This is a genomic window from Streptomyces triticagri, assembly GCF_003429565.1.
Lineage (GTDB): Bacteria > Actinomycetota > Actinomycetes > Streptomycetales > Streptomycetaceae > Streptomyces > Streptomyces triticagri.
This window is the reverse complement of record NZ_QUAK01000124.1, coordinates 20,428-47,330: the sequence shown is the minus strand read 5'-3', so window position 1 is coordinate 47,330 and position 26,903 is coordinate 20,428. Positions and strand designations below refer to the sequence as shown.

Below are 26,903 nucleotides of genomic sequence, written 5' to 3'. Positions count from 1 at the left end.
TCACTACAGACTGGACCCCGCATGAGCCCTCTCCCTCCGGCATACGACCGGCCACCCCGCACCCGCCTCGACGCCCTCAGCGCCGGCTACGACGGGCGCACTGTCCTGCATCAAGTCACCGCAGACATACCCGAGTCGGCGGTCACGTCGCTGGTGGGAGCGAACGGCAGCGGAAAGTCCACGCTGCTCTCCGCCGTCGCCGGTGTGATCAGGCCGACAGCAGGGACGGTGGTCCACCGCGGCGGCGCACCGGCATTCGTGCCACAGCGCGGCGCGGTGAGTGACGCCCTGCCGCTCACTGTGCGGCAGACCGTGGCGATGGCCCGCTGGCGCGAACGCGGGCTGTGGCGGCGGCTCACCGGACGCGATCACTCGACCGTCGATGAGGCACTCGAGCGGCTCGGCATCACAGATCTGGCCGGGCGGCAGCTCGGCGAGCTGTCCGGCGGGCAGCGTCAACGCGCCTTCATCGCCCAGGGCTTGGCGCAGCGGTCCGACCTGCTGCTCCTGGACGAGCCGTGCACAGGACTGGATCCCGGGACGCGGCAGAGCATCAGCCGGCTCCTCGCGGACTTGGCCGCAGACGGTACGACGGTGGTCCAGGCCACCCACGACCTCGACTCCGCCCGCTCCGGAGATCACTGCCTGCTGCTGCGCGCGGGCCACCTCGACGCGGCAGGCGAACCCGGCGCAGTACTCGACGGGGCGCCGGCCCTGCTGTCATGACCCACGAAAAGCCTGCGCAGCAGGGGCAGGACCCCAGCCGTGCAGGTGGGTGGCCGGCCCGTGATCAGCGGAACGTGCTGTCTGATCGGCCTCTCTACACTCAGTCGGTCAACAGCCGGACATCACGCTGCTGCATCGGTGCGCAGCGTGAGAATGCGGACGGCGCGATCACCTTCGTGTGCATCGCGGCCGTGCCAGGAGCGGTAGTTGTCCAGCACGAGGATGTCTCCTTCCTCCAGGCGAAAGCGCGGGAGCTGCGGCTCATGGCCGCGGACCACCTCACGGAACCGGACGAGCATGTCCTGGATGTGCGCGGCACGCGGATCTCTGTGCAGCGGCACGACGCCGTCGGTGTTGCGGACGATGCGCCGACCAGCCCGCGTGTACTCCACGAGTCTGGCAACTCTGGGCACAGCAGGAAGTCCCCGCAGCCCCGACCAGCCGCCGTACAGGTCGACGTCGCAACCGGTGAGGAACTCTCCCAGCAGCGGATCGGCAGCAGTGATGTCGTCGATCAGCCGGTAGCCGTCGACGGCAAAGGAATCACCTCCCTGAGGGGCCGGCCTCACGCACTGGACGAGAACACAGTCCTCGTCAGGGTGACGTCGCCGCTCGAGGACACCAGCCCGGTCGACCACCAAGTCCAGGCTGTCCGCATGCAGATGCACGGGCCCGGAGCCCTCGGAAGCCCTCAGACGCAGCGGGTAGACTTCGCGCAGACGGCTGCCGAGTACGCGAGCGGCGGCCACCACAAGGTCATCGGCCGATGTTCCGAACTCGGAGAGGATCAACGCACCGCTCTGCGCGAGCAATTCGGGCGCCTTGCCGATGCGGGCACCATCGACTCTCGGGGGAACCAGAGCTGCGGTCGGTGATGCAGTGCGGGCGCTCGAGCCGTTGATGTGCGAGTCCATGATGTTCACGATGCCAGGGCAACCGCCGAAAGACCCGGGGCACCCCGTGTGAGCACGCGTGTCCTCACACGGGTATCCCGTCTGCCGCGCGGTGACAAGACAGTGCCGGACTGGGTGACAAAGACAGTGCCGGGCTGAGTGACAAGACAGTGCCGGACTGAAGGATTCAGTCGAACCGGCCGGAGCGATCGGAGCGGGCGTGCACCAGGACGACACCGTCCCGACCGCGCCGCTCGCGCACGACGATCCCGTCGACGGCCGGCCGCGCACCTCGCGGTCACTCCCCCTCGTCGGCGCGCTGTCCGTACTGCTCCTGCTGGCTCTGGCCTGGGCGACGGGACTCGGTGCGTGGCTTGCCCGGCCGGACGTACGGGCCTGGCAGACCGTCTGTGTCGCCATCACCGTCCAGGCGATGCCCTTCTTGGTGCTCGGCACCCTGGTCTCCGGGGCCGTGGCCGCCTTCGTCCCGGCCCATGTCTTCCAGCGCCTGCTGCCGCGGCGCCCCGCACTGGCCGTGCCGGTGGCCTCCGTGGCCGGCGTGGCCCTGCCGGGCTGTGAGTGCGCCTCGGTGCCCGTGGCCAACAGCCTCATCCGGCGCGGCGTCACGCCGTCGGCCGCGTTCGCCTTCCTGCTCTCGGCGCCTGCGGTCAATCCGATCGTTCTGACGTCGACCGCCGTCGCCTTTCCCGGATCGCCCCGGATGGTGGCGGCCCGGCTCATCGCCTCACTGGCCACCTCTGCCGTGATGGGCTGGCTGTGGCTCCGCTTCGGGCGGGCCCAGTGGCTGCGTCCGGCCGTGCGCCACACCGGCCATCAGCCCGGCGCCTCACGGTGGGAGGAGTTCCGGCAGGGCTTTCAACACGACTTCCTGCATGCCGGCGGCTATCTCGTCCTCGGAGCCTTCGCCGCCGCCACGTTCAATGTCTTCGTCCCCCGCTCCGTCCTGGACTCCTTGTCCACCTCACCGTGGCTGTCCGTCCTCGTGCTCGCGCTGCTCGCCGTCGTCCTCGCCGTCTGCTCGGAAGCAGACGCGTTCGTGGCGGCCTCGCTCACCGGGTTCTCCCCCACCGCACGTCTGGCGTTCATGGTGGTCGGACCCATGGTCGACCTCAAACTCATGGCGCTCCAGGCGGGCACGTTCGGCAAGTCCTTCGCCCTGCGCTTCTCGGCTGCCACCGCCGTGGTCGCCGTCATCTCCGCAGCGGTGACCGGGTGGTGGCTGTTGTGAAGCACCCCGTACCCGCCGTTCTGTTGCTCCTCGTCGGTGCCGCGCTGCTGCGCATCACCCTGTTCGGCGACGTCGCCCTGCGCTACGTGCAGGAGCCGCTGCGCCCGTACCTCGCGGTCACCGGTGCGGTCCTGATCCTTGCGGCCGCGCTGAGTCGGGTGCGCGACGGGCGCGGCGACGGACACGGGCCGCCGCGCACGGCCTGGCTCCTGGTGCCGCCCGCGTTGGCCCTGCTGTGCTGGGCGCCGCCCGCCCTCGGCTCGTACACGGCAGCGCGGAACAATCCGAAGATCGTCGCCGACTACGACCACTTCGACCCGCTGCCGACGCACGGGGCCGTTCACCTGTCGCTCACCGAGTTCACCGCCCGCGTCCAGCAGGAGGAAGCACAGAGCCTGCGGGGGCGCACCGTCGTCCTGTCAGGATTCGTGACACCGCGCACGGACGGGGCGTGGGACCTGAGTCGACTCCTCGTCTCGTGCTGTGCCGCCGATTCCCAGTCCCTCACCGTCAGGATGCACGGCATCCACTCCCCCGCCGCCGACACCTGGGTGACGGTGACCGGCACATGGCACCCCTCAGGCACCCTCGGGACCACGAGCGCCGCCGTGGCCCTGAACGTGGACTCGCTCCAGCGCATCCCGGAGCCGAAGCGCCCCTACGTCGACCGCCCACCGGCCTGAAAGGCACACCTCAGCTCCCGGACTGTCTCTGCTGCTGCCCTTGCCACATGCGTGCGTAGGACGGCGGGTTCGGTCAAGGGAGGCGGATCAGACTCATGCGGTACTGCTCGACCTGCATCAGCTGCTGGGGGACAAGCTCGTCGACAATGGCGCGGTACGCGGCCGGGAGCGCGGCGTAGAGCTCGGGCGGCAACGACGTCAGGGTGTGCGAGCCGAGCACCTCGGCTCCAGGACGCCAGCCGGCGACCTCGGACGGATCGTCACACGCCCAGTTCATGACAGCGTCCACCTTGCTGAGTACGTCGTGCTGCTGTTGAGCCGCGACGATCCCGGTTCCCGAGGTGTCCATGGCCAGCAGGGCTCCCGGGAAGCGGTTCGCCACCAACTGGACGACGCTGCGCACCGATTCCTCGGACAGGAAGGCCAGCACGGCCTCGGCACTGATCAGGTACGGGCCGCCGGTGTCCACCTGATCGGGCCACGCCGGATCGGTGACCGATGCCGAGATCATGGTCCGGCGCCGGGTGTCGTGGAAGAACCTGCGGCGCAGCTCGATGATGTCGGGGAGGTCCAGGTCGTACCAGTGCGCCCGCCCGTTGTCCGTCCGCTCGAAGCGGGTGTTCAGGCCTGTGCCCACCTCGATCACGGTGCCGTCCGGATGCTCCGCGAGGAAGGCCCTCGTCCAGTGATCGAACAACGCAGTACGCATCACAGCACCACCGAGGCTGGGCAGACCGTCGAACTTGGCGTAGTCGTAGTCGATGGCTTCGACCATCTCCACCGCGCGTGGATCGCGTAGAGCAGGGTCCGTCTTGGCAGTCTCCACGGCTCGGGCGTAGAGCGGAATCAGGACGGTCTCTTCCACTCCTCCCTGCTTCACCTGGTACTTGTCCATGATCTGATGGCTCCTCATCTCCGTACGCCTGCCGGGTCAGTTCGGTCTTGCACGAGCCTGCGCGCATTGCGTGCCCACGACAGACGCGCATGTCCGTCTGTCGTTCGGCACCGCCCGCAAGGCCGGCCGCACGCACTCCGGAGGGCGGCCGGCCCTTCACGCTCAGGCTGCAGCGATCACCAGGAGGACTTGGTGACTCCGGGAAGGAGCCCCGCGTGCGCCTCCTGACGCATGCGAATCCTCGAGAGGCCGAACTTGCGCAGGTGCCCTCGGGGGCGACCGTCCACGGCGTCGCGATTGCGGACCCGGGTCGCACTGGCGTCACGCGGCTGCCTGCGCAGCTCCTCGACGGCGGCCCTTCGCTCACCCTCCGTCGACGAAGGGCGCCTGATGATCTCCTTCAGCTCGGCCCGCCGCGCCGCGTAGCGCTCGACGATCACCTTGCGCTTCTCGTTCTGAGCAATCTTGCTCTTCTTCGCCATCAGACCTTCCCCCCTCGTGCACGGATACGAGCCACGGCCGCCTCGATGCCGATGCTGTCAACGGTCTTGATCGCCCTGGCGCTGAGCGTCAGTCGCACATGACGACCTTCGCTCGGGAGCCAGTACCGCTTGCGCTGGATGTTGGGGTCGAAGCGGCGTGACGTCCGGCGGTGCGAGTGCGAGATGTTCTTGCCGAAGCCCGGCTGCGCTCCGGTCAGTTGGCAGTGTGCAGACACAGCGTGTTCCACCTCTCCAGGTTGCGCTCTTTTTGGTAATGGAAACCATTGCCATATAGTACCTCGTCATGGCCCGCAACGAACTACGCCCGACCATCAAGCTCCGCTCGACCGCGGGGACCGGCTACACCTACGTCACTCGCAAGAACCGCCGGAACGACCCCGACCGCATGGTTCTGCGCAAGTACGACCCGATCGCCCGCCGACACGTCGACTTCCGCGAAGAACGCTGACTCGAACCGCCCCACCCCAAGGACCCGTCATGAAGCCTGGAATCCACCCCGCGTACGCACCCGTCGTCTTCCGTGACAAGGCCGCCGGCTCCGCGTTCCTCACCCGCTCCACGATGACGAGCGACAAGACCATCGAATGGGAGGACGGAAACACCTACCCGGTCGTCGACGTCGAGATCTCCAACGTGAGCCACCCCTTCTACACGGGAACGGCCCGAGTCCTGGACACTGCCGGTCGCGTCGAGCGCTTCGAGCGCCGATACCGTCGGCGCGGAGCCAACTGATGAAGGACAATCCACCGCTGCCCGTCGTCATCGTCGCAGGACTCCACGCCGACGCCCGCACACAGGTCGTCGAGCAGCTACTGCACTCCGTCCCCGGCAGCGTCGCTCTTCACCACAATCTGGCCACCGCCGCGGACGGCACCGTACAGCGCACCATCCGTGACGCCGCCGGCGAACTGTCCCGCGACAACGCCCCGTTGGTCAACGACTGCGCTTGCTGCGCCCTGCGCGAAGACCTCGTCCCCGAGCTCGAACGCCTGGCCGCCAGCGGACTCACCCGGCTCGCCGTCGTCGAGTTGTGGGATTCGGTCGAACCGAAGGCAATGGCCGAAGTCGTCACAGCTCACGGCGACGGAGTCAGCCTTTCGAACGTGATCACAGCAGTTGATCCAGCTCTTGTACTGCCGTATCTCGCCAACGGTGACGACCTCTCCGAGGCGGGCCTCGCCGCAGCCTCGACGGACGAGCGCACAGTCGGCGACACCTTCGCCCGCCAGCTCGAGTACGCACCCGTACTCGCCCTCATCGACAATCCGGACGCTGACGAAGAGGATCGAGCCCTCGTAGCGCAGCTCCATCCAACGGCGAGCCGAGTGCCCGCCATCGACTGCGAGCAGCTCGTCCAACTCGCCTTCTCCACCGGCTTCGACGTGGATACTGCGGCAGCCGCTCAGCACCCCGCCTGTGCGCTCTTGCCCCAGGAGTCGGAGGAAGCGGGTGTCTCGACACTCGTCTGGCGTCGCCAACGCCCGTTCCACCCCGAGCGCCTGTACAGAGCACTGGAGGATCTGTGCTGCGCTGCGGTCCGCAGTCGCGGACGCTTCTGGCTCGCCGACCGTCTGGAGTCGCTGCTCGCCTGGGACGCTGCAGGCGGAGCCCTGTGCGTGGAGTACGCCGGCCCGTGGCTGGCGTCGCTGCCCGATGCGGCCTGGGAGCTGGTACCGCCGATGCGCAGGGCAGCCGCCGCACTCGACTGGCATCCCGTCCACGGCGACTGCTGTCAGCACCTCGTCTTCACCTCGCCGGGCCTCGACCGCGACGGCTTGGAGCGACTGCTCGAGTCCTGCTTGCTCACGGACGAGGAGTACGCCGCCGGCCCGCAGGCCTGGAGACAACTGCCTGCGGCGTTCGACTCACTCCTGGATCCTGCGTCCTAGCTCGCCACTCCCCCTCCGTCCCCAGCGACGGAGAATTACTGAAGGAGCCCTTGATGGCCCGCCGTCACGACCCACGTAAGCCGCTGAAGTCCCGCCCCAACCCTCTGGACGCAGCCGGCATCACCTACATCGACTACAAGGACACCGATCTGCTTCGCAGGTTCATCTCCGACCGCGGCAAGATCCGCAGCCGCCGGGTCACTCGCGTATCGGCCCAGCAGCAACGACAGATCGCCACCGCGATCAAGAACGCGCGAGAGATGGCACTCCTGCCGTACTCAACTCGGTGATCGCCCCGCCCCCCTGCCCGAGCTCGCCGAACTCGTCTCCCCGCCCATCGTCACCCGGACGACCGGGCGTCGGCTTCCACTCCCGTCTTGGTGGCGGACAGCGCGTAGGAGATGCTGGTCGTGGTGGTGGTCGGTGTGAGGGTCACTCGGGTGGGAGTTGACGTGTGGACGCGGACGACGCTGCCGTCGCAGCGTTGTGCGGCGTGGCCGGGCCGGGATTCGAGTGCTGGTCGGACGTCGATGGTGAGGGTGCCGGGTCCCCAGCATGCGTAGGTGAGGAGGTTGCCGGGGTGTTCGGGGTCACCGATGGTTACCTGCACGCGGCGGCCGGTCTCGGCGGTCGATGCGGCCACACGGCCCTGCACTCCGGGCTGTTGGGCCATCAGGTCCAGGAAGGTGTCGTGCTGCCGTGCACGGTCGGCGGCGTCCTTCGGGTCCGACGCGTCCGACGTCTGGTCGTCTCCACCTTCCGCGAGGCTGCCGAGCGCCAGCGTGGCGGCGAGCAGCGCGGCCACCGACAGGGCGAGGATGAACGGCCCCTGTCTGTAGAACCGTTCCGGTTCCGGGGGTACTGCCTCGATGATGGGCTCGCGAGGGGTCGTGCGGCGTCTCATGTGCCGCTCCTGCCTGAACGACGTGACGGTGGTCGGGGGGTACGTGTGCGATCCGGTTGGGCCTACGTGTCCGGCAGGGCGGTCATGATCAGGGCGAAGGCGTCGCGGCCGTAGACGGCGAGGCTCTGCAGGCGGCTGAACGCGTCCTGATACTGGGCGAGTTCGCCGCTCTGCTTGATCGTGATGTACGCGGACACATTCTCGACGTTGACCTGCCGGTCGTCGAAGATCCAGAAGTCCTCGACGGGCCACATGCCGGAGCGGTCGGCCGTGCGCGGGATGATGCCGAGGCTGACGTTGGTGAAGCCGGCGGCTTCGATGAGCCGGCTGAGCTGGCCGAGCATCAGGGCTCGATCGCCGAGGCGGTAGTGCAGGACGGCTTCCTCGAGGAGGATCGCGTACTGCTTGCTCCCGTCACGCAACACCTTCTGGCGCTCCATGCGGGACTGCACGGCCTCTTCGACGTCGTCCGTGAGGTCGCGCCGCTTGCGCAGTCCTGCGAGGACGGCGCGGGTGTAGGCCTCGGTCTGGAGCGGACCGGGGATGAGGCACTGGCTGTACGCCTTGAAGCGGGAGGTCAGTTCCCACAGCGGGAGGGCCTGGTCCTGGGCTCTGCGCAGGCCGTCCTTCTCCATGTGGCGCCATTCCACGTACATGCTGTCTATCCCCTGGACCAGGGCGACGAGGTCCGCGGTCAGCTCCTCCTTGCCGCAGGCCGCGAGCCAGGTGGCGATGTCGGCGGGCGAGGGCGCGGCGCGGCCGTTCTCGATGCGACTGACCTTTGATTCGTGCCAGTCGCATCGAGATGCCAACTCCCGTGCGGTGATACCCGTTTCACGACGTTCCGCGCGTAAGCGCTGCCCGAGAGCGAGCCGTGCGGCGTTGAGACTGGAGGACTGAGACATGCCGACAGTGTCTCTTGCGCTGTGTCTCCTGGCCAACTTCCCCGGCACCCGGATGCTTCCGTATGCGCTGTATTGTCACTGCTGGTTCGGTTTCTTCTCCCCCATTTCCAGGGCGACTTCGGCAGTGGGGAAGAGGCGGAAGAGTCTCTTCGGGAACTCCACGACCGTCTCGTGCGACGGTACGGTGATGGAAGACAGGCGCTCGGTCTCACCTATCCGCCACGACTGCAGCAGGAAGGTGTCCGACTCGTCGTCGTAGTACAGGGTGGGGCTTCCGTTGTTCGGACTCTCGGGGTCTTTGCACAGCAGATGAAGTGCCACTACGGCTCCTCGAAGTCGCGTTCGCTGACGGATCGAGAGTGCGCGACCACGGTCCGCAACAGCCAGACTGTTGCGCATACTTGCGCAAGGATCGAGGAAATGCCCTTGCCTTGCGGGAATTTGCAACCCGATCGACGGCCGTTTTGCCGCAGGGCGCGGCCCGCCATACTCATCCACTGCGGGGTTCGAGGGCTCACCGCGCATGAGCTGCACTGCCGCAAGGTACCGAGTCGGAGGCCGACTGCCGTAGAGGATGATGCGCTCGCGTTGTGGGAGGTGCCGCAGGCTTGCCTTGGCGGTTGCGCGGTCGGTCCCGGCGTGCGATGCGCACGGTATTGCGCAGTTCCTGGATGCGGCGTGGGACGTGCGGATCCCACCCGGAGAGACAGCGCTCGGAGAGCGTCGGCTTGTCCTGCCGCGGTCAGCCGCTGCCGCGTCCGGTGAGGACGTCCCGTGCGCGGTCGACGAGGCCGGTGCCGGGGGCGAGCAGCTTGTTGGCGGGCGGTGTGGACGGTGTGGAGGGGTGCGGTCGGGTGGGTGCGGTCTTCTTCGCGGTACGGATCTTCTCGCCCAGCTCGTCGAGCGTCTACGGCGGGCAGGAGATCGCGAGCATGGGGAACAGGTGTGCCTCCTCGTCCTGTACGTGGTCACTCACCTCGAGCTTCAGGGTCGCCAGGAGGTGGTCGAACTCCCGGTCGTCGGCCTCGGTGCCTTCGAGGTCCTTGAGGTGCTGCTCCACCGTGGCGTGGTCGGAGATCTCCTTGTCCGCGAGCGAGTCACCGTTCTCCACGTGTGTGCGTACCGCGGGGTACAGGTGCATCTCCTCTGCCACGGAGTGCCGCACCAGTTCGATGGTCAACTCGTCGGCCAGTTCGCGGCGTTGCTTGTCGCCGGCGGGCAGGGACTCGATCCGGTCGAAGAGTTCGTCGACCTCGCGGTGATCGGTGGTGAGTTCCTCGATGACATTGCCGCCGTGTCCCATGGTTCGCTCCTCTCGGGTCGGTGCGCGACGTCCGACCGGGACGGTCGCCCCGCAGGAGTACCCCCGGCTTGGAACGGCACACACGCAGGGCCCGGTGCTCCTTCCGTTTGGCCGGGGTAGCAGCGGGGACCCGACAGCCGTTGTGCAGCCGGACGAGACCGAACCGCCCCGGAGGGGCGGCATCGGAAAGGGGATGGCACGCCGTGACCGGGAAAGCCAAGGCAGCGACGACGCTCGAGCGACCGCCCGAAACAGGATGGGCGAGGGCACAGCGCCGGCACAGGAGCAGTATCCGCACCTGCGTCCGGGCGAAGGGAGAGGGTGAAGGGGACGGGAAGGGGCGGGAGCCGAATATCGTCCGGGGCGTGGACTGACCGCGGTGGCATGCGCAGCGTCGGAGTGGAGGAGCAACTGCTCCTGGCCATGCCGAGGCACTGGGCCTGGCGAACAAGGTGCGGGTGTTGGTGAGGCTGCGCTACTCGCTACTCCCAGGACATGCCACAACTGTCGATCGGCCATGCGCTCGGCATCTCACAGATGCACCTCTCCGCCCCCTCAAGAACACCTGCAGCCGGGTGCGGGAGGAGGCCGGCGAGCCGACGGACCGAGCGGCGGTCTGACGTCCGCGCGTCCGGCGCCGGCCACCTGCGGCCGCCTGAAGGAGTCGGGCCATGAACAGGAACAGCACCACACCGGTGGACACGGTCACCACCACGATCCCCGCACGCCTGGACCGGCTGCCGTGGTCCCGGTGGCACTGGATGATCGTGATCGGTCTGGGCACCGTCTGGATCCTCGACGGGCTCGAGGTGACCGTCGTGGGCGCCGTGGCCGGTCGTATCGCGGAGGACGGCAGCGGACTCGCCATCACCGACGCGCAGGTGACCGGGGTCGCGGCCGCCCTGTACGTGGCGGGCGCCTGCGCGGGGGCACTGTTCTTCGGCAGGCTCACCGACCGGTTCGGCCGGAAGAGGCTCTTCCTGGTCACCCTCGCCGTGTACCTGGCTGCCACCGCGCTGACCGCGGTCTCGTTCACCGCGTGGTGGTTCTTCCTCTTCCGGTTCCTGACCGGTCTCGGCATCGGCGGCGAGTACGCGGCCATCAACTCTGCGATCGACGAACTGATCCCCAGCGCCTTCCGCGGACGCGTCGATCTGATCATCAACGGCAGCTACTGGCTCGGCGCCGTCGGCGGATCCCTGCTCTCCGTGCCGGCACTCAACACCGATGTCTTCCCGAAGAACCTGGGGTGGCGACTCACCTTCGCGCTGGGTGTCGTGCTGGGTCTGGTGATTCTCCTGGTTCGACGCCACGTACCGGAGAGCCCACGCTGGATGCTGATCCACGGTCGCGCGGCCGCCGCGGAACGCCTCGTGGACGACGTGGAGGCGAAGATCGAACGGGACACGTCCCGGCAACTGCCGCAGGCCACCGACGAGATGACCATTCACCAGCGCGGCACCATCAGGTTCGTCGAGATCGCACGGACAGTGTTCCGCGACTATCCCCGCCGCGCCACCCTCGGCTTCGCGCTCTTCATCGGCCAGGCATTCCTCTACAACGCGATCACGTTCGGCTTCGGCACGATCCTGATCACGTTCTTCGACGTTCCGTCGGGCGCAACCGGCTACTACTTCGCCATCATCGCTGCCGGCAATTTCATGGGCCCACTTCTGCTCGGGCGCTACTTCGACACCTGGGGGAGACGGCCCATGATCGCCGGCACGTACATACTCTCCGGCCTGCTCCTGTTCGCCACCGCCGGGTTGTTCGGTGCCGGGCTCCTCGACGCCACCACCATGACACTGTGCTGGTGCCTCGTGCTGTTCTTCGCCTCCGCCGGAGCCAGCTCCGCCTATCTGACCGTCAGCGAGATCTTCCCGATGGAGACCAGGGCCATGTCGATCGCCTTCTTCTACGCGATCGGAACCGCCGCAGGCGGAATCTCCGGCCCGCTGATCTTCGCCGGCCTCACCAGCAGCGGAGTCGTCGCCGACGCCGTTCTCGCCTTCTGCATCGGCGCCGGACTGATGGTCGCGGCAGGCCTCGTCGCCGTCGTCTTCGCCGTAGCGGCCGAACGCCGCTCCCTCGAGGACATCGCTCCCCCACTGTCGGTGGCATCCACCTCGTGACCGGCCGCCGACAGCGGGCTCCGGCCGCTTCGCCGGGCCGAGCCGGACTGCTTCTGGCGGGGACGGGACGAGACGCTGCACCAGCGGATCGGTGCCGATGATGACGCCGACATCATCGTGGCGACCATGACACGGACGCGGCCCAAGCCCTCGATTCCCCGAGGCAGGACGCTCTTGGAAACCAGCGAAGCCGTTCACCAACCAGCACGGCCGACTCGAACTCATGGACCTGGGTGTGGTCCCGGGACCAGTGCCGCCGAAAAGCCGACCCAAGTGACGTGGGACCGCCCAGCACCCTCAACGCAGTTGTGTGGGGGGCCGGCCGGCGCCCTCCGCCCAGTCGTCAGCCCTCCGCCGGACTCAGCGTCAGCGAGATCGAGTTGATGCAGTAGCGCTGGTCCGTAGGTGTGTCGTAGCCCTCGCCCTCGAAGACGTGGCCCAGGTGGGAGCCGCAGCGGGCGCAGCGGACCTCGGTGCGGACCATGCCGTGGGAGGTGTCGGAGACGAGCTCGACCGCGTCGGTGTCCCGCGGGTCGTAGAAGCTCGGCCAGCCGCAGTGGGATTCGAACTTCGTGGTGGAGGTGAAGAGTTCGGCGCCGCAGGCGCGGCAGGCGTAGGTGCCCTCGGTCTTGGTGTCCGTGTACTCGCCGGTGAAGGCCGGCTCCGTGCCGGCCTGGCGCAGGACGGCGTACTCGGCCGGGGACAGTTCGGCGCGCCACTGCTCGTCCGGCTTTTCGACGTCGTACGACATGTGCGTTCTCCTCGGCGTGCGGTGGAGCGGTCAGCGGGACAGGCGGGCGAGGATCTCCGGACCGAGGTCCGTGACGTCGCCCGCGCCCATGGTGAGAACGAGATCGCCGGGCTTCGCCATTCCCGCCACCACCTCGGGCACCGCGTCCTTGGCGGATTCGGCCACCACGTCGGCGCCGGCGGCGCGGGCCGCGTCGGTGATCAGGGCGCTGGTGATGCCGGGGATCGGGTCCTCGCGGGCCGGATAGATGTCGAGGACCACGGAGGCGTCGGCGAGGGCGAGGGCCTCGCCCATCTCCTTGCCGAGCTCCTGGGTGCGGGAGAAGAGGTGCGGCTGGAAGACGACGAGGAGTCGCGAGTCGCCGGCCGCCGCGCGCATGGCCTCCAGGTCCGCGGTCATCTCGGTCGGGTGGTGGGCGTAGGAGTCGATGACCTGGACGCCGGCGGCCTCGCCCTTGAGCTGCAGGCGGCGCTTGACGCCGGTGTACTTGCCGAGGGCGGAGGCCAGATTGTGCGCGGGGATGCCGAGGGCGACGCCGGCGGCGAGCGCGGCGACCGCGTTGAGGGCGTAGTGGCGGCCGGGCACGGAGACCGCGAAGGTGAGCAGCTTGCCGTCGAGCAGGACGGTGACCTCGCTGGTCAGGCCGCGCGGGGTGATCTTGTGGACGCGTACGTCGGCGGATTCGGACTCGCCGTAGGTGACGACCTTCAGGGACGACTGGTCGCGCAGCCGACGGGTCAGTTCGACCGCGCCGGACTGGTCGGCCGAGACGATGAGGGTGCCGCCGGGCACGATGCGGCCGGCAAAGGTCTCGAAGGATTCGTAGATCTCGTCCATCGAGGCGTAGTTGGCGTGGTGGTCGAGCTCCACGTTGAGGACGATGGCGACCTCGGGTGCGTACTTGTGGAAGCTGCGGTCCGATTCATCCGCCTCGGCCACGAAGATGTCGCCGGTGCCGTGCTCGGCGTTGGAGCCGGGGGCGTCCAAGTCGCCGCCGATGGCGTACGAGGGCTCGAGGCCGAGGGTCGACAGGGCGACGGCGAGCATCGAGGTGGTGGTCGTCTTGCCGTGGGTGCCGGCGACGGCGATCGGGCGCAGACCGTCCATCAGGGAGGCGAGGGCGTCCGAGCGGTGGACGACCGGGATGCCGCGCTCCCGGGCGGCGGCGAGCTCCGGATTGTCCTCCCGGATGGCGGAGGAGACGACGACGCTGCTCGCGTCGTCGGCCAGGTGTCCGGTGGCGTGGCCGATGTGGACCGTCGCTCCCTGGGCGCGCAGCGCTTCGGCGGTCGCGGAGTCGCGGGCGTCGCTGCCGGCCACGGCGGCGCCGCGCCGGGCCAGGATCTTGGCGATGCCCGACATGCCCGCTCCGCCGATGCCGATGAAGTGCGGTCGGTCCATGGCGGGGGGAAGGCCGGGGGTCATCTGCGTCTCCTGGGCACGGGGGCGAGTACGGGTGGTACGGCCGCCACGCCGCGGCACGGACCCGGCGACGCGGGAGCGGTGCCGGTGCGGCCGGCGGGTGCCCCGGTCGGTGCCCGGGGCGGCCCCAGCCTATTCGCTGTGCGCGTAGAGCTTGAGCACGGGGACGCCGACCTTGTGGCGCGCCCTCGACGCCCAGTCGCGGTGGAAGAACTCCTCCACGTAGTGCGGCGCGGTGAGCACGATGACCTCGTCGGCGTGGGTCTGTTCGGCGACCGAGGTCAGTACGTCCAGCGGGTGGTCCTCGACCAGTTGTCCGACGGCCTCGCCGCCGGCGTCGCGGAGGACCTTCAGGGAGTGCTCGAGGCCGAGGCGGGCGGGGCCTACGGCCTCGTCGCCCTCCGGTTCGTCCGCCTCGTGCACGGCGTCCTCGAGTTCGCCGAGTGCCACGTCGTCGACCGCGCGCAGCAGCCGGTCCTGGTCGCCGCGCGGCTGCATGAGGACGACGAAGGAGACCGGCTCGTCGCCGTGCAGTGTGGTGACGAACTCCACGTCCACGGCCGACAGGGCCTTTTCGATCATCAATACGCTCGTGAACACGACGGGCGCCCTTCTCCTTCGGGGGCCGCCTGGCCCCTGCGGAAACCATCCTGCCCCGCGGTCACACGGGGTCTGCCGGTTCTAGTGTGCCCAGCGGAACACAAACGGAACGATCAATTCCGCTGATTGTCAGGTTCGACGGTAACGGGTGAACAAAAACCCCTCCTCTTCCAGGAGCGAAGCCAAGGAGAACCGTTTCGGCACGGCGATCCCGGGACCGTCCGCGATCCGCTGCGCCTCCCCCGAGGTGACCATCGGCGACAGGGTCAGGCAGAGCTCGTCCAGGACTCCGGCCGCGATGAACTGACCAAGGATCCGCGGGCCGCCCTCGGTGAGCAGCCGGGTGAGGCCGAGCCCGGCGAGTGCGGCCACGGCTCGCGCCGGGTCCACTCCCCTGCCCTCGCCGGCGACGACCACCCGGGCGCCGGCCTGCTCGGCCTCCTTCTTGCGGTCCTCGCGCGCCTTCTCGCCGGTCAGGATCAGCGTCGGGGTCAGCGGCGAGGTGAAGAGCGGGGCGGAGAAGTCGAGGTCGAGACCCGCACTGATCACGGCGACCGCCGGGGCCGGGGTCTGGCCGGCCGCCCTGCGGCGGTCCGCGAAGGCCTCCCGCGCGCGGGCGGGCCGGTACCCCTCCTTCCGGACCGTCTCCGCACCCACCAGAACCACGTCCGCGAGGCCGCGCAGGGTGCCGAAGATCCGCATGTCCGCGGCGCAGGAGATGGGCTGCGAGCGGCCGTCGTGCTGGGCGGCGCCGTCCAGGGAGGAGACCATGTTGGCCCGCAGCCAGGGGCGGGGAGCGGGGCCCGGCGCAGCGGAAGGAGAAGCGGAGGAGGAAGCGGGCGAAGGTGTGGGCGAAGCAGCGGGCGACGGTGCCGGCGAAGAAGAAGCGGAAGCGGAACCTTTCGCTTCCGTCGCCGAATCCGCCCGATCCACCGGATAGGCGTACCGGTCGGCCAGCTCGTCGAGCGTCCACTGGCGATCGGCCCCGGGGCCCTGGTCGGCTGTTTCGTCGGTCACAGGGAAGAGGCTGCGCATGTCCCGCAGTCTCCCACGGCCCTTAAGGTGGGGAGTTGTGTCGACCTCCGCTCCCGCCGCCGGTACTTCGCACATAGCCGACGCGGCCCCCGAGTCCCTGTGCGCCCGCGAGCCGCACGTACCGGCCGATCGTCTGGTCGCCGAGATGGTGCCGCCGCCGCGCTTCCAGACCGCACGCTTCGAGACGTACGTACCGGACGAGCGGCAGCCCAGCCAGGCCGAGGCGGTCCGGGTGCTGAGCGGCTTCGCCGCCGGGCTCGGCGGGGCGCATGCGGTCGGCACCAAGCGGCGGTTCTTCGGCCGCAAGCCCGCCGCGCCCCAGGGCCCCCGCGGGATCTACCTCGACGGCGGGTACGGCGTCGGCAAGACCCACCTCCTCGCCTCCCTGTGGCACGCCACTCCGGCGGCGCCCGAGCACAAGGCCTTCGGCACCTTCGTGGAGCTGACCAATCTGGTCGGGGCGCTCGGCTTCCAGCAGACCGTACGCACCCTGAGCGAGCACCGGCTCCTTTGCATCGACGAGTTCGAGCTCGACGACCCCGGTGACACCGTGCTGGTCTCCACCCTGCTCGGCAAGCTCGTCGAGGCCGGAGTGGCGCTTGCCGCGACCTCGAACACCCTGCCGGGCAAGCTCGGCGAGGGCCGCTTCGCCGCCGCGGACTTCCTGCGCGAGATCCAGGGCCTGTCCGCGCACTTCCGCGCGCTGCGCATCGACGGCGAGGACTACCGGCACCGCGGTCTGCCCGAGGCCCCCGCCCCGTACTCCGACGAGCAGGTCGCCAAGGCCGCGTACGCCACCGAAGGCGCGTCCCTCGACGACTTCCCGCGGCTCCTCGAGCATCTGGCGAAGGTGCACCCCAGCCGGTACGGAGCCCTGACCGACGGGCTCACCGCGGTGTGCCTGACCGGCGCCGAGCCGGTGCCCGACCAGTCCACGGCGCTGCGCCTGGTGGTCCTCGCCGACCGGCTCTACGACCGCGAGGTGCCGGTGCTGGCCTCCGGCGTACCGTTCGACCGGCTGTTCAGCGAGGACATGCTGAAGGGCGGATACCGGAAGAAGTACTTCCGGGCCATCTCGCGCCTCACCGCCCTGGCCCGCGACGCCGCCCCGCTGGTGTCGGAACGCCAGTAGCTTCGCCGACCCGCTCCTCGGATTCGGATTCGGATTCGGATTCAGGTTCGGATACGGACTCTGATTCGAGTACGGCCACGGATACGGGTACGACGACCGCGGCCCGGGTGACCACCACCCCGCTCGACGCCGACGCCCCACGGCGCCACACCAGTTCGGGCAGCAGCGACAGCAGCCCCAGGACGGCCAGGCCGGCGCCGAGCCACAGCGGGGAGCGCAGTCCGAAGTGCGTGACGAAGACTCCGCCCAGGGACGATCCGACGACGACTCCGAGCGTGATGAAGGACGCGTGGACGGTGTTCACCAGCGGTCCCGGGTTTCCGGTGCGCTGGACCCGGGTGGCCATCGCCGGATTCATCGTCACGCCGACCAGACCGATGCCGATCATGAGCACCACCGCGGCCGCCCCGACGTCGGCGAGCAGCGCGAAGGCGGCGAGGAACGCGGCGTTCAGGGCCAGTCCGACGACCTGGACGCCGAGGTTCCGGCGATCGGCGAGGCGTCCGACGACGGTGTTGCCGATGACGGTGGCGGCTCCGTAGACGATCAGCAGACCGGGGACGGCGCCCTCGCTGAAGCCGCTGAGCCCGGTCAGGATCGGGTTGAAGTAACTGAAGGCGGCGAACGTCGCGCCGATGATGAGCGTGCTGGTGGACAGCACCAGCCACAGCCTGGGCCTGCGGAAGACCTGGACCTGGTCGCGGAAGGTGCCGCCGGCAGCCCCCGGGCGGTCCAGACGCGGTACGGCCAGAGCGGTGACCGCCGCCACGATCACGGTGAGCACGGTGATCGCCCAGAAGGCGGCCCGCCAGCCCAGCCGGCCGCCGATGAAGGTGGCCATCGGCAGGCCGAGGAGCGTGCCGAGCATCAGGCCGTTCATGGCCACCGCGATGGCCCGGCCGCGGACCTCTTCCCTCGTCACGGCCGAGCACACGGAGATGGCGACACCGAAGAACGCCTGCGCCGCGACGCCGGTGACGATGCGCGCCACCACCATGACGCCGTAGCCGGTGGCCGTCGCGGCCAGCACGTTCCCGGCCAGGAAGACGGCGAACAGCAGCAGTAGTGCGGGCCGGGGAGGCAGCCGCATCACGGCGACGGTCAGGAAGGGGCCGCCGACGGCCATGGCGACGGCGAACGTCGTGATCAGATAGCCGATCTGAGGGATCGTCACACCCAATCCGTCGGCCATCTGCGGCATCAGGCCGGCGACTACGAACTCGCTGGTGACCATGGCGAAGATGCCCAGGGCCAGGACATATACGGCGCGTGGCACGTGCGGTACTCCCTCTCGTTGGTTTTGGATACTTCAGTTCAAAACTGCGGCATGCGTCCGCCGGCCACCGGGCTCCACACCCGCAGCCGGTTACCGCGTCAGCGAATCCATCGCACAGGCGGCCACGCCTTCGAGCGCCGAGCGATCGGCGCCGTTCTGCGCGGACACCCGGATGCCCGCGATCACCGCGTTGAGGAACCGGGCAAGCTCGTCCGGCTTCCGCGCCCGGGAGATCTCCCCGGCACGCTGCCCCTGCGCAATCACCTCACCCATGACGGAGAGGCGGCGCTCCAGATCACGCCCGAGCAGTTGAGCGACCTCGGGGTCGCGCCCCGCCAGCTCCGTACTGCTGTTGACACCCAGACAGCCGATGCCGCGCCCCTTGCGGCGATGGCGTTCCTCCATGTCGATGACCGAGGTGAACATCGACCGGAGCCGGTCGACGGCGGAGAGCTCGGCGCCGTCGAGGAGGGCATGCTGGTCGCGGGTCACCATGTCGACATACCGCTCGAGCGACCTGAGGAACAGCGCGTGCTTGCTGGTGAAGGTGTTGTAGATGCTGCTCCGCCCGAGGCCGGTGACCTCGCAGAGGTCCTGGGTCGAAGTGGCCTCGTACCCCTTCTCCCAGAACAGGCGCATGGCCGCATCCAGTGCGTACCCCTCGTCGAATGTTCTCGGTCGTGCCATGCGGGCAGCGTAGCCGTATTGGACCGATCGATTCAATACGTTCTCGCAGACACATGCCTTCGGCCACTCGCCCCGCACAGGACACAGCGCACGCGTTTCTACGCGCGTGGTTCCTTGCGGCCTGACCGCGTGATACACACAGGCGGGTCACATTCCTGTCCGCCAGCAGGGAGTTGCCCACATGTCCGAATCACCACTGTCCGCAACACGACGTCAAGTCCTGGCCCGTTCGGGCGCCTTGGGAGCGGGCATCGCTTTCACCGGCGCTTTCACCGAACTCTTCGCAGGCACCGCGGCCGCCCACGGCAAGAGCGGCTACGGTCCGCTCGTACCCGACCCGGACGGCCTGCTCGATCTGCCCAAAGGTTTCCGCTACCGGGTGCTCTCCCGCGAGGGCGACGAACTGCGCTCCGGCGAGGGCCCGGTGCCCAGCAATCACGACGGCATGGCAGCCTTCCGCGGCAAGCGCGGCGGCGTGAACCTGGTCCGCAACCACGAGAACCGCAACGACGCCAAGATCAGAGTCCCGGCCGTCGACGGCCTGACCTACGATCCGGACGGCCTGGGCGGCTGTACCGCCCTGGCCCTCGACCGGCGGGGCGAGGTCCTCGAAGAGCGGGTCGCCATCGCCGGCACCGCGGTCAACTGCGCGGGCGGACCGACCCCTTGGGGCACCTGGCTGACCTGCGAGGAGACCGAGGACAAGGCCGGCACCAACGGCTACACCAAGGACCACGGCTTCATCTTCGAGGTCGACCCCGTCGATCCGCACCGCAGCGGCGCCCACCCGCTCGAGGACATGGGCCGCTTCCAGCACGAGGCGATCGCCGTCGACCCGCGGCGCGGCATCATCTACGAGACGGAGGACGCCTTCGAGCGGCCCTTCGGCCTCTTCTACCGCTTCCTGCCCAACAAGCCGCACGGCGGCCTCGGTTCGCTGCGCGCGGGCGGCAAGCTGCAGGCCATGCGGGTGCCGGGAGTGCCGGACCTCTCGGCGATCGACGAGACCGGCGCCTGCTTCGACGGCATCGAGTGGGTCGACGTACCCGATCCGCTGGCCGCCGAGACCCCGATCCGCTTCCAGGACTTCGGAGCGGAGGGGATCACCCACGCGCAGAAGCTGGAGGGCTGCTACTGGGGCGGCAAGTCCGTCTACTTCGTGTCCAGTTACGCCCGCAGCAAGGAGGGCTCGGCGGGTGACCACTACGGCCAGGTCTGGCGGTACGAGCCCGAGCGGCGCCGGCTCACCCTGGTGATCGTCTTCGGTCCGGACACCGATGTGCAGCTGCCGGGCGAGGAGCCGGACAACATCTGTCTGGCGCCGAGCGGCGGCCTGATGGTCTGCGAGGACGGTGAGGGCGCCCAGCACGTGTTCGGCCTGACCCGGCGCGGTGAGGTCTACGCGATGGCTCGCGGTGCGCAGAACGTCGGTACGCCCGAGGAGCCGGAGTGGGGCGAGTTCGCGGGGGTCACCTTCTCGCCCGACGAGGACACGATGTATGTGAACTGCTACAACCCGGGGACCACTTTCGCGGTCACCGGGCCCTGGCACCGGTAACCACTGGCGCGTACAGGGAAGTTGAGGCACCTTGCGGGGGCGTGCGGCCTGCGGGCCGTACGTCCCCGCTGCCGCTGTGGCGCGGGGCGTCGAGCCGCAGCGCCGAGGAGCCGTCGAATGTCCAAGCACGACCGGTGGAGCAATCTGCTCGAACTCCTGGCCGCGGAGGGCCGTCTCGATGTCGAGGACGGCGCGGTCCGGCTCGGCGTCTCGGCTGCGACCATCCGGCGGGACTTCGACGAACTGGCCGAGCGGCGCATGCTGTTGCGCACCCGCGGGGGCGCGCTGGCGCACGGGGTCTCGCACGAGCTGCCGTTGCGCTACAAGTCGTCGCGGAACGCGGCGCAGAAGCAGCGGATCGCGGTGGCCGCGGCGGATCTGATCGGGGACGGCGAGGTGGTGGGCCTCAACGGCGGAACGACACCACGGAGGTGGCGCGCGCCCTCGCGGTGCGGGCGGGCCGTGATCTGCAGGCGGTACCGGCCTCGGGGGAGCCGCCGGTGCTCACGGTGGTCACCAATGCGCTGAACATCACCGGCGAGCTGGCGGTACGTCCGCAGATCAAGATCGTGACGACCGGTGGGGTGGCCCGCCCGCAGTCTTACGAGCTGGTGGGTCCGCTGACCCGTGGGGTGCTGGGCGAGGTCGTGCTGGATGTGGTGGCGCTCGGCGCGGATGCGGTCGATCCGGACCTCGGGGTGATGACGCTGCACGAGGACGAGGCCAGTGTGAGCAGGCAGTTCGCCGAGCGTGCGCGGCGGGTGGTCGTGGTGGCGGACGCGTCGAAGATGGGGGCGCGCGCCTTCGCCCGTATCTGTGGCATCGACCGGGTGGATGTGCTGGTGACGGACTCCGCGGTGGCGCCGGCCACGGTGACGCGGCTGACCGAGGCGGGGATCAAGGTGCTGGCCGTCTGAGCGCATCCGGTCCTGGCGCACGGGTAGCGCGGCGCCCCGACACGGCGCAGGCTCTACGCAGGCGATGGAAGGGGTGCGTGCACGGTGTCCGAGAAGCACGACCGGAAGGCCGAGGCGAAGAACAAGGCCAAGGACAAGGGTGGCGGCAGGGCGAAGGCCGAGCGCGGGCCCGGCGAGGCGAAGTCCGCTGCCTCGCTGAGCGATCTCCTGCGGGTCCCGCCCGGTGAGCCGGTCGACCTCTCGTCGTACGACACCCGCGCCACCCCCGGCTTCACCGGCGGCAAGGCGGCCGGCCGTACGGCCACCGCGGGCCTCGGGGACCCGCTCGCCGACCTGCAGGAACGCCTGTACGCGGCAAGCACGGCCGGGGACCGCCGCCGCGTGCTGCTCGTGCTGCAGGGCATGGACACCAGCGGAAAGGGCGGCACGGTCAAGCATGTGATCGGGCTGTTCAACCCGTCCGGCTGCCGTATCAAGGCGTTCAAGGCGCCGACCCGTGCGGAGCTGAGCCATCCGTTCCTGTGGCGGGTGCGTCAGGCGCTGCCCGTGCCCGGCGAGATCGGCATCTTCGACCGTTCGCACTACGAGGACGTCCTGATCGCGCGCGTGCGTGAGCTGGTGACGCGACCGGTGCTCGGCCGCCGCTACGGCGCGATCAACCGCTTCGAGCAGTCGCTCGCGGACGACGGCGTCACGGTGGTCAAATGCTTCCTGCATCTCGGGTACGAGGAACAGCGCGCCCGTCTCCTGGAGCGCCTGGACCGCCCGGACAAGCACTGGAAGTTCAACCCCGGCGACATCGCGGAGCGCACGGTCTGGCCCGCCTACCAGGAGGCGTACGAGATCGCGCTGGCCCGCTGCTCGACGCCCACGTCCCCCTGGTATCTGGTCCCCGCGGACCGCAAGTGGTACCGCAACTGGGCGATCAGCACCCTGCTTCTGGAGCATCTGACGGCGCTCGATCCGCAGTACCCGAAGGCCACCTTCGACGTGGCGGCCAGTCGCGAGCAGTTGCTCGCCTCGCCCTGACTTCGTCGCCATCGATGCTGGAAATGCCCGAGATGCGTTGTTTGTAGGGTTATCTTCGCGGAGTGATTCTCTCCTCGCTTCGCAAGCTGGTGACCGTCTGTGCGCTCGGTGCCCTGGTCTGCGGCTGCGCCGATACGGGCGGGGCCGGGCGGCCCGAGGAACGGCGGACGCCCCAGGCCGGGCAGGAGCACCGTCCGCAGTCGGCGCCGAAACAGCGGCCGCCCACCCTCGCTCCGGGGCCGCAGGGCCTGACCCCGGTGTTCAAGAAGGGCCGGCCGGACGGCGGGAAGACCGTGGCCCTCACCTTCGACGCCGATATGACGGCGGATCAGGGCCCGCGGGCCGCTGCCGGAGAGCGCTTCGACAATCCGGAGCTGATCGCCACGCTGCGCCGCCTCCAGGTGCCCTCGACCGTGTTCATGACCGGTCGTTGGGCCGAGGAGTATCCGAAGCAGGCGCGGGCGATCGGCGCGGACCCGCTCTTCGAGGTCGCCAACCACTCGTACAGCCATCACGCGTACACCGACGACTGCTACGGACTCCCCTCCGTGTCGGCGGACCGGATGCGTGCGGACGTGGAGCGGGCCTTCACCGCCTTCCGCAAGGCCGGGGTCAGGAGCACCGTGCCGTACTTCCGCTTCCCGGGCGGCTGTTACGACCGTGCGGCCCTCGAAGCGATCGCGCCCGCCGGAGTCACCGCCGTCCAGTGGGACGTGGTGAGTGGGGACGCCTTCGCCGAGGACGCCGATGCGGTGGCCGATGAGGTGCTGCGCGGAGTGCGGCCCGGTTCGGTGGTGGTCATGCACTGCACACGGAGCGCGGCGCCGGTCACCGAGCGGGCGATCCGCCGGATCGTGCCCGAACTGCGCAAGCAGGGCTACCGTTTCGCCCGGGTCTCGGAGCTGATCGGCGGTTCGGCGGGACAACCGGGCTGACGCGTACCGCAGAGCCATCCTGTGCACCCCGGCACCATCCTGTGTACCGCAGCGCCATCCTGAACGGGCGACCGCCCCGGAGCCCGGCCCCGCAGTGCCTGGCAGACTGGGCGGGTGACCAGCCATCCCGCCAGCCCGGCCGACGACGCACAGCCCGACAGTCCCTTCCGGCACGCGAGCACGGACCGGGACCAGGCCCCGCAGTTCGTACTCCCGCTGGTGGTCCGCATCGAGCGTGCGGCGCCGCCCGCGCGTACCGATGCGCTGGAGACCGCGGCCCGTGCCGTACTGCTGCTCCTGAGCGACCCGCGGGCGGTCGGCGAAGGTGAATGGGCACAGGCTGTGCGGGACTGGCAGGACGCCCGGATCCGCAAGGTGGTGCGCCGGGCGCGCGGTGCGGAGTGGCGCCGGGCCGAGGCGCTGCCTGGGATCACCGTGACCGGGAAGTCGGCCGAGGTGCGGGTGTTCCCGCCGGTCCCCCTCGACGGTTGGCCGAAGGATCTGGCCCGGCTGCAGGTGTCCGGTACGGAGCTCGAGGATCCGGAGACGCCGGGCCGGCCGGATGCCGGTACCCCTGTGTTGTGGCTGAATCCAGAGGTCGACATGTCGGCGGGCAAGTCGATGGCGCAGGCCGGTCACGGCGCCCAGCTGGCCTGGTGGGAGCTGACCGGGGCCGAGCGCGAGCAGTGGCGCGAGGCCGGCTTCCCGCTGTCGGTGCGCAGGCCGGACGCCGCGGACTGGCGGGACCTGGTGGCTTCGGGGCTCCCCGTGGTGCGCGACGCCGGCTACACCGAGATCGCCCCCGGGTCATGCACGGTGGTGGCCGACCACCCTGCGCTGCGCCGCGGCCCCCTGGGCTGAGCAGCGGCGACTGAGCAGCGGGGGCTGAGCAGCGGCCGACCGCCCTGCCCAGCCCGCCCGTTGAACGGTACGGCCCTCCCGTACGTATCCCTCGGCACCGTCACGTGTCGGCGGGCACGTGACGGCGAACTCGTGGGCTCTACCTCTGGAGGCACCTTGCTGCGGCGCATCAACGGGACCGCTCTGATCATCGCGGCCCTGGTGGCGACACTGGGCGCACTCGCCTTCCCCGTCTGGTCGTACGCGGACCGCTCGGGCACCGGCGAGGCGAACCTGGACGCCGGGACCGTCGCCACCCAGTGGGGGCCACTTTCGGCCACCGACCGGGACTTCCTGGTCAAAGTCAGGCTGGCCGGCCTGTGGGAGATACCGGCCGGGCAGCAGGCCCTCGAACGCGCGCCGACGGAGGCGATCAAGTCGACCGGTGACCATCTGATCGTCGGGCACACTGACCTCGACCGGCGTACCCGGTCCGTCGCCGCCCAGCTCGGTGTGCAGTTGCCGAATCAGCCGTCCGACGAACAGCAGGGCTGGCTGCGGGAGTTGACCGAGGCGGAGGGCGAGACGTACCAGCGGAAGTTCGCCAATCTGCTGCGCAACTCGCACGGAAAGGTCTTCGCACTGATCGCCGAGGTCCGGCACACCACGCGCAACTCCCTGGTCAGGCAGCTGGCCACGGACGCCAACCAGACGGTGCTCGACCACATCACGATGCTGGAGAGCACCGGCGGAGTGGACTTCGACGACATGGCCAGAGAGGCGGCCGGCCAGTCCACGGCGAGCCCGACGGGACCGCCGCCGCCGAACGGATCACTGCCACCGGCTGCGGGACCCGCCGAGCCCAGCGGATCCCCCGAGCTCACTTCGGAGCCGTCCGCCCAATCGCCCGAGGACGAGGGCCGGGTGATCAACACCGACCGTCCCGACCCTTCCTGAGCTTTGCGACAGGTGTCCCGCCAAGGGCTGCGGAACCGCAAAGGGCTGCGGAACCTCAAATCAACCTCTGAACGTCTCTGTCCCGGGATTCGTTCCGGTACGGCGGGGCGACAACACCGGCACGCGCGCGTCGTCGCGTGCGGACAGCGGGGTGGNTCCCGGGATTCGTTCCGGTACGGCGGGGCGACAACACCGGCACGCGCGCGTCGTCGCGTGCGGACAGCGGGGTGGCTGCGGCGAGGGAGGGTGAGCATGAGGAGCACGGAGCACACAGGGGGCCCGGAGCGTACGAGTTCGCAGGGCGCGCGAGTGCCGGCGCGGCTCGGGACCGGGATCGGCTGGCGTCCGGAGATCGCGGAGGCCGTCGAGCGGATGCCGGGCATCGACTGGGTCGAGGCCGTCGCCGAGAACGTGTGTCCCGGCCATCTGCCGCCGTCCCTGGTCCGGCTCAGGGAGCGCGGAGTGACGGTGGTCCCGCACGGCGTCTCGCTCGGTCTCGGCGGCGCGGAGCGTCCCGATCCGGCGCGCCTCGCGAGTCTCGCCGAGCGGGCGGAGGCGCTCGGCTCGCCCCTGGTCACCGAGCACATCGCCTTCGTACGGGCCGGGGGTGCGATGACTGCCTCCCAGCGGCTCGAGGCCGGTCATCTGCTGCCCGTGCCCCGCACCCGGGACGCGCTCGACGTGCTCTGCGAGAACGTACGGATCGCCCAGGACGCGCTGCCCGTGCCGCTCGCCGTGGAGAACATCGCGGCACTGATCTCCTGGCCGGGCGAGGAGATGACGGAGGGCCAGTTCCTGTACGAGCTCGTGGAGCGCACCGGGGTACGCCTCCTGATCGACGTGGCGAATCTGCACACCAACCACGTCAACCGCGGCGAGGACCCGTGCCGCGCGCTCGACGAACTGCCCGTCGAGGCCATCGCGTACGTCCATGTGGCGGGCGGTTTCGAGCGGGACGGGGTGTGGCACGACAGCCACGCACACCCGGTCACCCGGCCGGTCCTCGACGTGCTGGCCGAGCTCGCCTCGCGGGTGACGCCGCCCGGTGTGCTGCTCGAACGGGACGAGAACTTTCCCGAACCGGCCGAGCTGGAAGCCGAGTTGGAGTCGATCCGTACGACCGTGGCGGCAGGGGCCGGGCGTCGGGCGGACGCCCCGGAGCCGGCGGGGACACCGCGCGCGACCGCGACCGAGAGCTCGCGCCAGCGCGTCGCGCTCGCGCAGGCAGCTCTCCTGTCGTCCCTGGTGGCGGGCACCCCGGCGCCCGAGGGCTTCGACCGCAGGCGGCTCGCCGTGCAGTCCAGGGCGCTGGCCGCCAAGCGCGCCGATGTGGTCGCGAAGGTCGCGCCCGAACTGCCGGAGATCCTCGGCAGCGGATACCGGCCGGCGTTCCTCTCGTACGCCGCCAACCGGCCCATGACGGACGGATACCGCTACGACGCGCTCGACTTCGCCGCCCACCTCCTGGACGCCGGGCTCCCGCACGACCCGCGGTCGCGGCAGGCCCTGGACGACTGGTGGAGCGAGCGTGCGGGCCGCCCGCACCTCTCCCTGCCGCCGGTCGTACGGGACGCCGCCCGCCGGGTGCGCCGGGTGCTGGCCCCGCGCGCGGGACGTGCGGTGACGGCGGCTTCGGGTACGCCGGCCACGCGCGCGTGAAGCAGTGCGAGGCCGTTCGACGG

The 26,903-nt window shown here is 69.7% G+C and carries 28 protein-coding genes and 3 pseudogenes; 16 read left to right on the top strand and 15 right to left on the bottom strand.

Annotated elements, in window-relative coordinates; translation table 11 throughout:
* Positions 1–21: 21 nt before the first annotated feature.
* On the top strand, positions 22–726 hold the full coding sequence (gene aztA, locus DY218_RS24045; protein ID WP_128558225.1) for a zinc ABC transporter ATP-binding protein AztA: 705 nt from the start codon (positions 22–24) through the stop codon (positions 724–726).
* A 122-nt stretch (positions 727–848) separates the two neighbouring features.
* Here the strand turns inward: aztA and DY218_RS24040 are convergent, their stop codons facing one another.
* Positions 849–1,640, bottom strand: a complete 792-nt coding sequence (locus DY218_RS24040; RefSeq protein ID WP_128558265.1) for a TauD/TfdA family dioxygenase — start codon at positions 1,638–1,640, stop codon at positions 849–851.
* A gap of 199 nt (positions 1,641–1,839) precedes the next feature.
* On the opposite strand from DY218_RS24040, the gene DY218_RS24035 reads away from it, so the two are divergent.
* Together DY218_RS24035 and DY218_RS24030 are read left to right on the top strand one after the other, a co-directional pair.
* Positions 1,840–2,868, top strand: a complete 1,029-nt coding sequence (locus DY218_RS24035; protein ID WP_407703678.1) for a permease — start codon at positions 1,840–1,842, stop codon at positions 2,866–2,868.
* Positions 2,856–3,551 carry a TIGR03943 family putative permease subunit gene (locus tag DY218_RS24030; RefSeq protein WP_325052019.1) on the top strand — a complete coding sequence of 232 codons (696 nt, stop codon included), beginning with the start codon at positions 2,856–2,858 and terminating at the stop codon, positions 3,549–3,551. The genes DY218_RS24035 and DY218_RS24030 overlap by 13 nt, the downstream gene beginning before the upstream one ends.
* 10 nt (positions 3,552–3,561) lie before the next feature.
* Here the strand turns inward: DY218_RS24030 and DY218_RS35895 are convergent.
* The 4 genes and pseudogenes from DY218_RS35895 to rpmB all read right to left on the bottom strand — a co-directional run.
* Positions 3,562–3,606 (bottom strand): annotated as a pseudogene (locus tag DY218_RS35895) (hypothetical protein); the annotation flags it as partial.
* An 18-nt stretch (positions 3,607–3,624) separates the two neighbouring features.
* Positions 3,625–4,446 carry a class I SAM-dependent methyltransferase gene (locus DY218_RS24020; RefSeq protein WP_233521867.1) on the bottom strand — a complete coding sequence of 274 codons (822 nt, stop codon included), beginning with the start codon at positions 4,444–4,446 and terminating at the stop codon, positions 3,625–3,627.
* A gap of 176 nt (positions 4,447–4,622) precedes the next feature.
* Positions 4,623–4,928, bottom strand: coding sequence for a 30S ribosomal protein S14 (rpsN, locus tag DY218_RS24015; protein ID WP_128558224.1), 306 nt, complete (start codon positions 4,926–4,928; stop codon positions 4,623–4,625).
* On the bottom strand, positions 4,928–5,164 hold the full coding sequence (gene rpmB, locus DY218_RS24010; RefSeq protein WP_128558223.1) for a 50S ribosomal protein L28: 237 nt from the start codon (positions 5,162–5,164) through the stop codon (positions 4,928–4,930). Before rpmB ends, rpsN begins: the two co-directional genes overlap by 1 nt.
* 68 nt (positions 5,165–5,232) lie before the next feature.
* On the opposite strand from rpmB, the gene rpmG reads away from it, so the two are divergent.
* From rpmG to rpsR, 4 genes are read left to right on the top strand one after another with little or no spacing between them, the layout of a single operon-like run.
* Positions 5,233–5,397, top strand: a complete 165-nt coding sequence (rpmG, locus tag DY218_RS24005; protein WP_128558222.1) for a 50S ribosomal protein L33 — start codon at positions 5,233–5,235, stop codon at positions 5,395–5,397.
* 29 nt (positions 5,398–5,426) lie between these two features.
* Positions 5,427–5,681, top strand: coding sequence for a type B 50S ribosomal protein L31 (locus DY218_RS24000; protein ID WP_128558221.1), 255 nt, complete (start codon positions 5,427–5,429; stop codon positions 5,679–5,681).
* On the top strand, positions 5,681–6,838 hold the full coding sequence (locus tag DY218_RS23995; RefSeq protein WP_128558220.1) for a CobW family GTP-binding protein: 1,158 nt from the start codon (positions 5,681–5,683) through the stop codon (positions 6,836–6,838). The genes DY218_RS24000 and DY218_RS23995 overlap by 1 nt, the downstream gene beginning before the upstream one ends.
* A 53-nt stretch (positions 6,839–6,891) precedes the next feature.
* The gene (gene rpsR, locus DY218_RS23990; RefSeq protein WP_128558219.1) at positions 6,892–7,128 is read left to right on the top strand and encodes a 30S ribosomal protein S18; all 237 of its coding nucleotides are present in this window, start codon (positions 6,892–6,894) and stop codon (positions 7,126–7,128) included.
* Positions 7,129–7,178: 50 nt separating this feature from the next.
* Here the strand turns inward: rpsR and DY218_RS23985 are convergent, their stop codons facing one another.
* The 4 genes and pseudogenes from DY218_RS23985 to DY218_RS23970 form a co-directional block, all read right to left on the bottom strand.
* Complete coding sequence (locus DY218_RS23985) at positions 7,179–7,742, bottom strand: hypothetical protein (RefSeq protein WP_128558218.1); 564 nt, start codon at positions 7,740–7,742, stop codon at positions 7,179–7,181.
* 62 nt (positions 7,743–7,804) lie between these two features.
* The gene (locus DY218_RS23980; RefSeq protein WP_128558217.1) at positions 7,805–8,647 is read right to left on the bottom strand and encodes a helix-turn-helix domain-containing protein; all 843 of its coding nucleotides are present in this window, start codon (positions 8,645–8,647) and stop codon (positions 7,805–7,807) included.
* Positions 8,648–8,722: 75 nt separating this feature from the next.
* Positions 8,723–8,968 (bottom strand): hypothetical protein, encoded by a 246-nt coding sequence (locus DY218_RS23975; protein ID WP_128558216.1) that lies wholly within the window; start codon positions 8,966–8,968, stop codon positions 8,723–8,725.
* A gap of 421 nt (positions 8,969–9,389) precedes the next feature.
* A pseudogene (locus tag DY218_RS23970) lies at positions 9,390–9,950 on the bottom strand (hemerythrin domain-containing protein).
* A gap of 671 nt (positions 9,951–10,621) precedes the next feature.
* On the opposite strand from DY218_RS23970, the gene DY218_RS23965 reads away from it, so the two are divergent.
* Complete coding sequence (locus DY218_RS23965) at positions 10,622–12,082, top strand: MFS transporter (RefSeq protein ID WP_128558215.1); 1,461 nt, start codon at positions 10,622–10,624, stop codon at positions 12,080–12,082.
* Positions 12,083–12,425: 343 nt separating this feature from the next.
* Here DY218_RS23965 and msrB read toward each other — a convergent pair whose 3' ends face one another.
* The 4 genes from msrB to DY218_RS23945 form a co-directional block, all read right to left on the bottom strand.
* Complete coding sequence (gene msrB / locus DY218_RS23960; RefSeq protein ID WP_128558214.1) at positions 12,426–12,833, bottom strand: peptide-methionine (R)-S-oxide reductase MsrB; 408 nt, start codon at positions 12,831–12,833, stop codon at positions 12,426–12,428.
* A 30-nt stretch (positions 12,834–12,863) separates the two neighbouring features.
* The gene (murC, locus tag DY218_RS23955) at positions 12,864–14,258 is read right to left on the bottom strand and encodes a UDP-N-acetylmuramate--L-alanine ligase (protein ID WP_128558213.1); all 1,395 of its coding nucleotides are present in this window, start codon (positions 14,256–14,258) and stop codon (positions 12,864–12,866) included.
* Positions 14,259–14,387: 129 nt separating this feature from the next.
* Positions 14,388–14,855, bottom strand: coding sequence for an indole-3-glycerol phosphate synthase (locus DY218_RS23950; RefSeq protein WP_128558212.1), 468 nt, complete (start codon positions 14,853–14,855; stop codon positions 14,388–14,390).
* 129 nt (positions 14,856–14,984) lie between these two features.
* Positions 14,985–15,890 (bottom strand): pyrimidine reductase family protein, encoded by a 906-nt coding sequence (locus DY218_RS23945; protein WP_128558211.1) that lies wholly within the window; start codon positions 15,888–15,890, stop codon positions 14,985–14,987.
* On the opposite strand from DY218_RS23945, the gene zapE reads away from it, so the two are divergent.
* Positions 15,889–17,022, top strand: coding sequence for a cell division protein ZapE (gene zapE, locus DY218_RS23940; RefSeq protein ID WP_128558210.1), 1,134 nt, complete (start codon positions 15,889–15,891; stop codon positions 17,020–17,022). The two genes, DY218_RS23945 and zapE, sit on opposite strands and share 2 nt — an antisense overlap.
* Here zapE and DY218_RS23935 read toward each other — a convergent pair.
* Both DY218_RS23935 and DY218_RS23930 read right to left on the bottom strand, forming a co-directional pair.
* Positions 16,973–18,298, bottom strand: coding sequence for an MFS transporter (locus DY218_RS23935; protein WP_128558209.1), 1,326 nt, complete (start codon positions 18,296–18,298; stop codon positions 16,973–16,975). The two genes, zapE and DY218_RS23935, sit on opposite strands and share 50 nt — an antisense overlap.
* A gap of 90 nt (positions 18,299–18,388) precedes the next feature.
* Positions 18,389–18,985 carry a TetR/AcrR family transcriptional regulator gene (locus DY218_RS23930; RefSeq protein WP_128558208.1) on the bottom strand — a complete coding sequence of 199 codons (597 nt, stop codon included), beginning with the start codon at positions 18,983–18,985 and terminating at the stop codon, positions 18,389–18,391.
* A 181-nt stretch (positions 18,986–19,166) separates the two neighbouring features.
* Between DY218_RS23930 and DY218_RS23925 the strand changes: the two genes are divergently transcribed.
* The 7 genes and pseudogenes from DY218_RS23925 (at position 19,167) to DY218_RS23895 (ending at position 26,880) form a co-directional block, all read left to right on the top strand.
* Positions 19,167–20,543 carry an alkaline phosphatase PhoX gene (locus tag DY218_RS23925; protein WP_128558207.1) on the top strand — a complete coding sequence of 459 codons (1,377 nt, stop codon included), beginning with the start codon at positions 19,167–19,169 and terminating at the stop codon, positions 20,541–20,543.
* A 117-nt stretch (positions 20,544–20,660) separates the two neighbouring features.
* Positions 20,661–21,460, top strand: a pseudogene (locus DY218_RS23920) (DeoR/GlpR family DNA-binding transcription regulator).
* Between the two features lie 195 nt (positions 21,461–21,655).
* A complete protein-coding gene (locus DY218_RS23915) occupies positions 21,656–22,489 on the top strand; it encodes a PPK2 family polyphosphate kinase (RefSeq protein WP_233521875.1) in 834 nt (277 codons plus the stop codon).
* 65 nt (positions 22,490–22,554) lie between these two features.
* Positions 22,555–23,424: a polysaccharide deacetylase family protein gene (locus DY218_RS23910; RefSeq protein ID WP_128558260.1), complete on the top strand. Its 870-nt coding sequence runs from the start codon at positions 22,555–22,557 to the stop codon at positions 23,422–23,424.
* A 114-nt stretch (positions 23,425–23,538) separates the two neighbouring features.
* Positions 23,539–24,285 (top strand): aminoacyl-tRNA hydrolase, encoded by a 747-nt coding sequence (locus tag DY218_RS23905; RefSeq protein WP_128558205.1) that lies wholly within the window; start codon positions 23,539–23,541, stop codon positions 24,283–24,285.
* 159 nt (positions 24,286–24,444) lie between these two features.
* Positions 24,445–25,221 (top strand): DUF4142 domain-containing protein, encoded by a 777-nt coding sequence (locus tag DY218_RS23900; RefSeq protein WP_199566838.1) that lies wholly within the window; start codon positions 24,445–24,447, stop codon positions 25,219–25,221.
* 372 nt (positions 25,222–25,593) lie between these two features.
* A complete protein-coding gene (locus DY218_RS23895; RefSeq protein WP_233521874.1) occupies positions 25,594–26,880 on the top strand; it encodes a DUF692 domain-containing protein in 1,287 nt (428 codons plus the stop codon).
* Positions 26,881–26,903 lie beyond the last annotated feature (23 nt).

Bases quoted from the DNA above. Each gene is read 5' to 3' on its own strand.
- aztA (WP_128558225.1), top strand. From the start codon at position 22: ATGAGCCCTCTCCCTCCGGCATACGACCGGCCACCCCGCACCCGCCTC.
- DY218_RS24040 (WP_128558265.1), bottom strand. From the start codon at position 1,640: ATGGACTCGCACATCAACGGCTCGAGCGCCCGCACTGCATCACCGACC.
- DY218_RS24020 (WP_233521867.1), bottom strand. From the start codon at position 4,446: ATGGACAAGTACCAGGTGAAGCAGGGAGGAGTGGAAGAGACCGTCCTG.
- rpsN (WP_128558224.1), bottom strand. From the start codon at position 4,928: ATGGCGAAGAAGAGCAAGATTGCTCAGAACGAGAAGCGCAAGGTGATC.
- rpmG (WP_128558222.1), top strand. From the start codon at position 5,233: ATGGCCCGCAACGAACTACGCCCGACCATCAAGCTCCGCTCGACCGCG.
- DY218_RS24000 (WP_128558221.1), top strand. From the start codon at position 5,427: ATGAAGCCTGGAATCCACCCCGCGTACGCACCCGTCGTCTTCCGTGAC.
- DY218_RS23995 (WP_128558220.1), top strand. From the start codon at position 5,681: ATGAAGGACAATCCACCGCTGCCCGTCGTCATCGTCGCAGGACTCCAC.
- rpsR (WP_128558219.1), top strand. From the start codon at position 6,892: ATGGCCCGCCGTCACGACCCACGTAAGCCGCTGAAGTCCCGCCCCAAC.
- DY218_RS23985 (WP_128558218.1), bottom strand. From the start codon at position 7,742: ATGAGACGCCGCACGACCCCTCGCGAGCCCATCATCGAGGCAGTACCC.
- DY218_RS23980 (WP_128558217.1), bottom strand. From the start codon at position 8,647: ATGTCTCAGTCCTCCAGTCTCAACGCCGCACGGCTCGCTCTCGGGCAG.
- DY218_RS23965 (WP_128558215.1), top strand. From the start codon at position 10,622: ATGAACAGGAACAGCACCACACCGGTGGACACGGTCACCACCACGATC.
- msrB (WP_128558214.1), bottom strand. From the start codon at position 12,833: ATGTCGTACGACGTCGAAAAGCCGGACGAGCAGTGGCGCGCCGAACTG.
- murC (WP_128558213.1), bottom strand. From the start codon at position 14,258: ATGACCCCCGGCCTTCCCCCCGCCATGGACCGACCGCACTTCATCGGC.
- zapE (WP_128558210.1), top strand. From the start codon at position 15,889: ATGTCCCGCAGTCTCCCACGGCCCTTAAGGTGGGGAGTTGTGTCGACC.
- DY218_RS23945 (WP_128558211.1), bottom strand. From the start codon at position 15,890: ATGCGCAGCCTCTTCCCTGTGACCGACGAAACAGCCGACCAGGGCCCC.
- DY218_RS23930 (WP_128558208.1), bottom strand. From the start codon at position 18,985: ATGGCACGACCGAGAACATTCGACGAGGGGTACGCACTGGATGCGGCC.
- DY218_RS23925 (WP_128558207.1), top strand. From the start codon at position 19,167: ATGTCCGAATCACCACTGTCCGCAACACGACGTCAAGTCCTGGCCCGT.
- DY218_RS23895 (WP_233521874.1), top strand. From the start codon at position 25,594: ATGCCGGGCATCGACTGGGTCGAGGCCGTCGCCGAGAACGTGTGTCCC.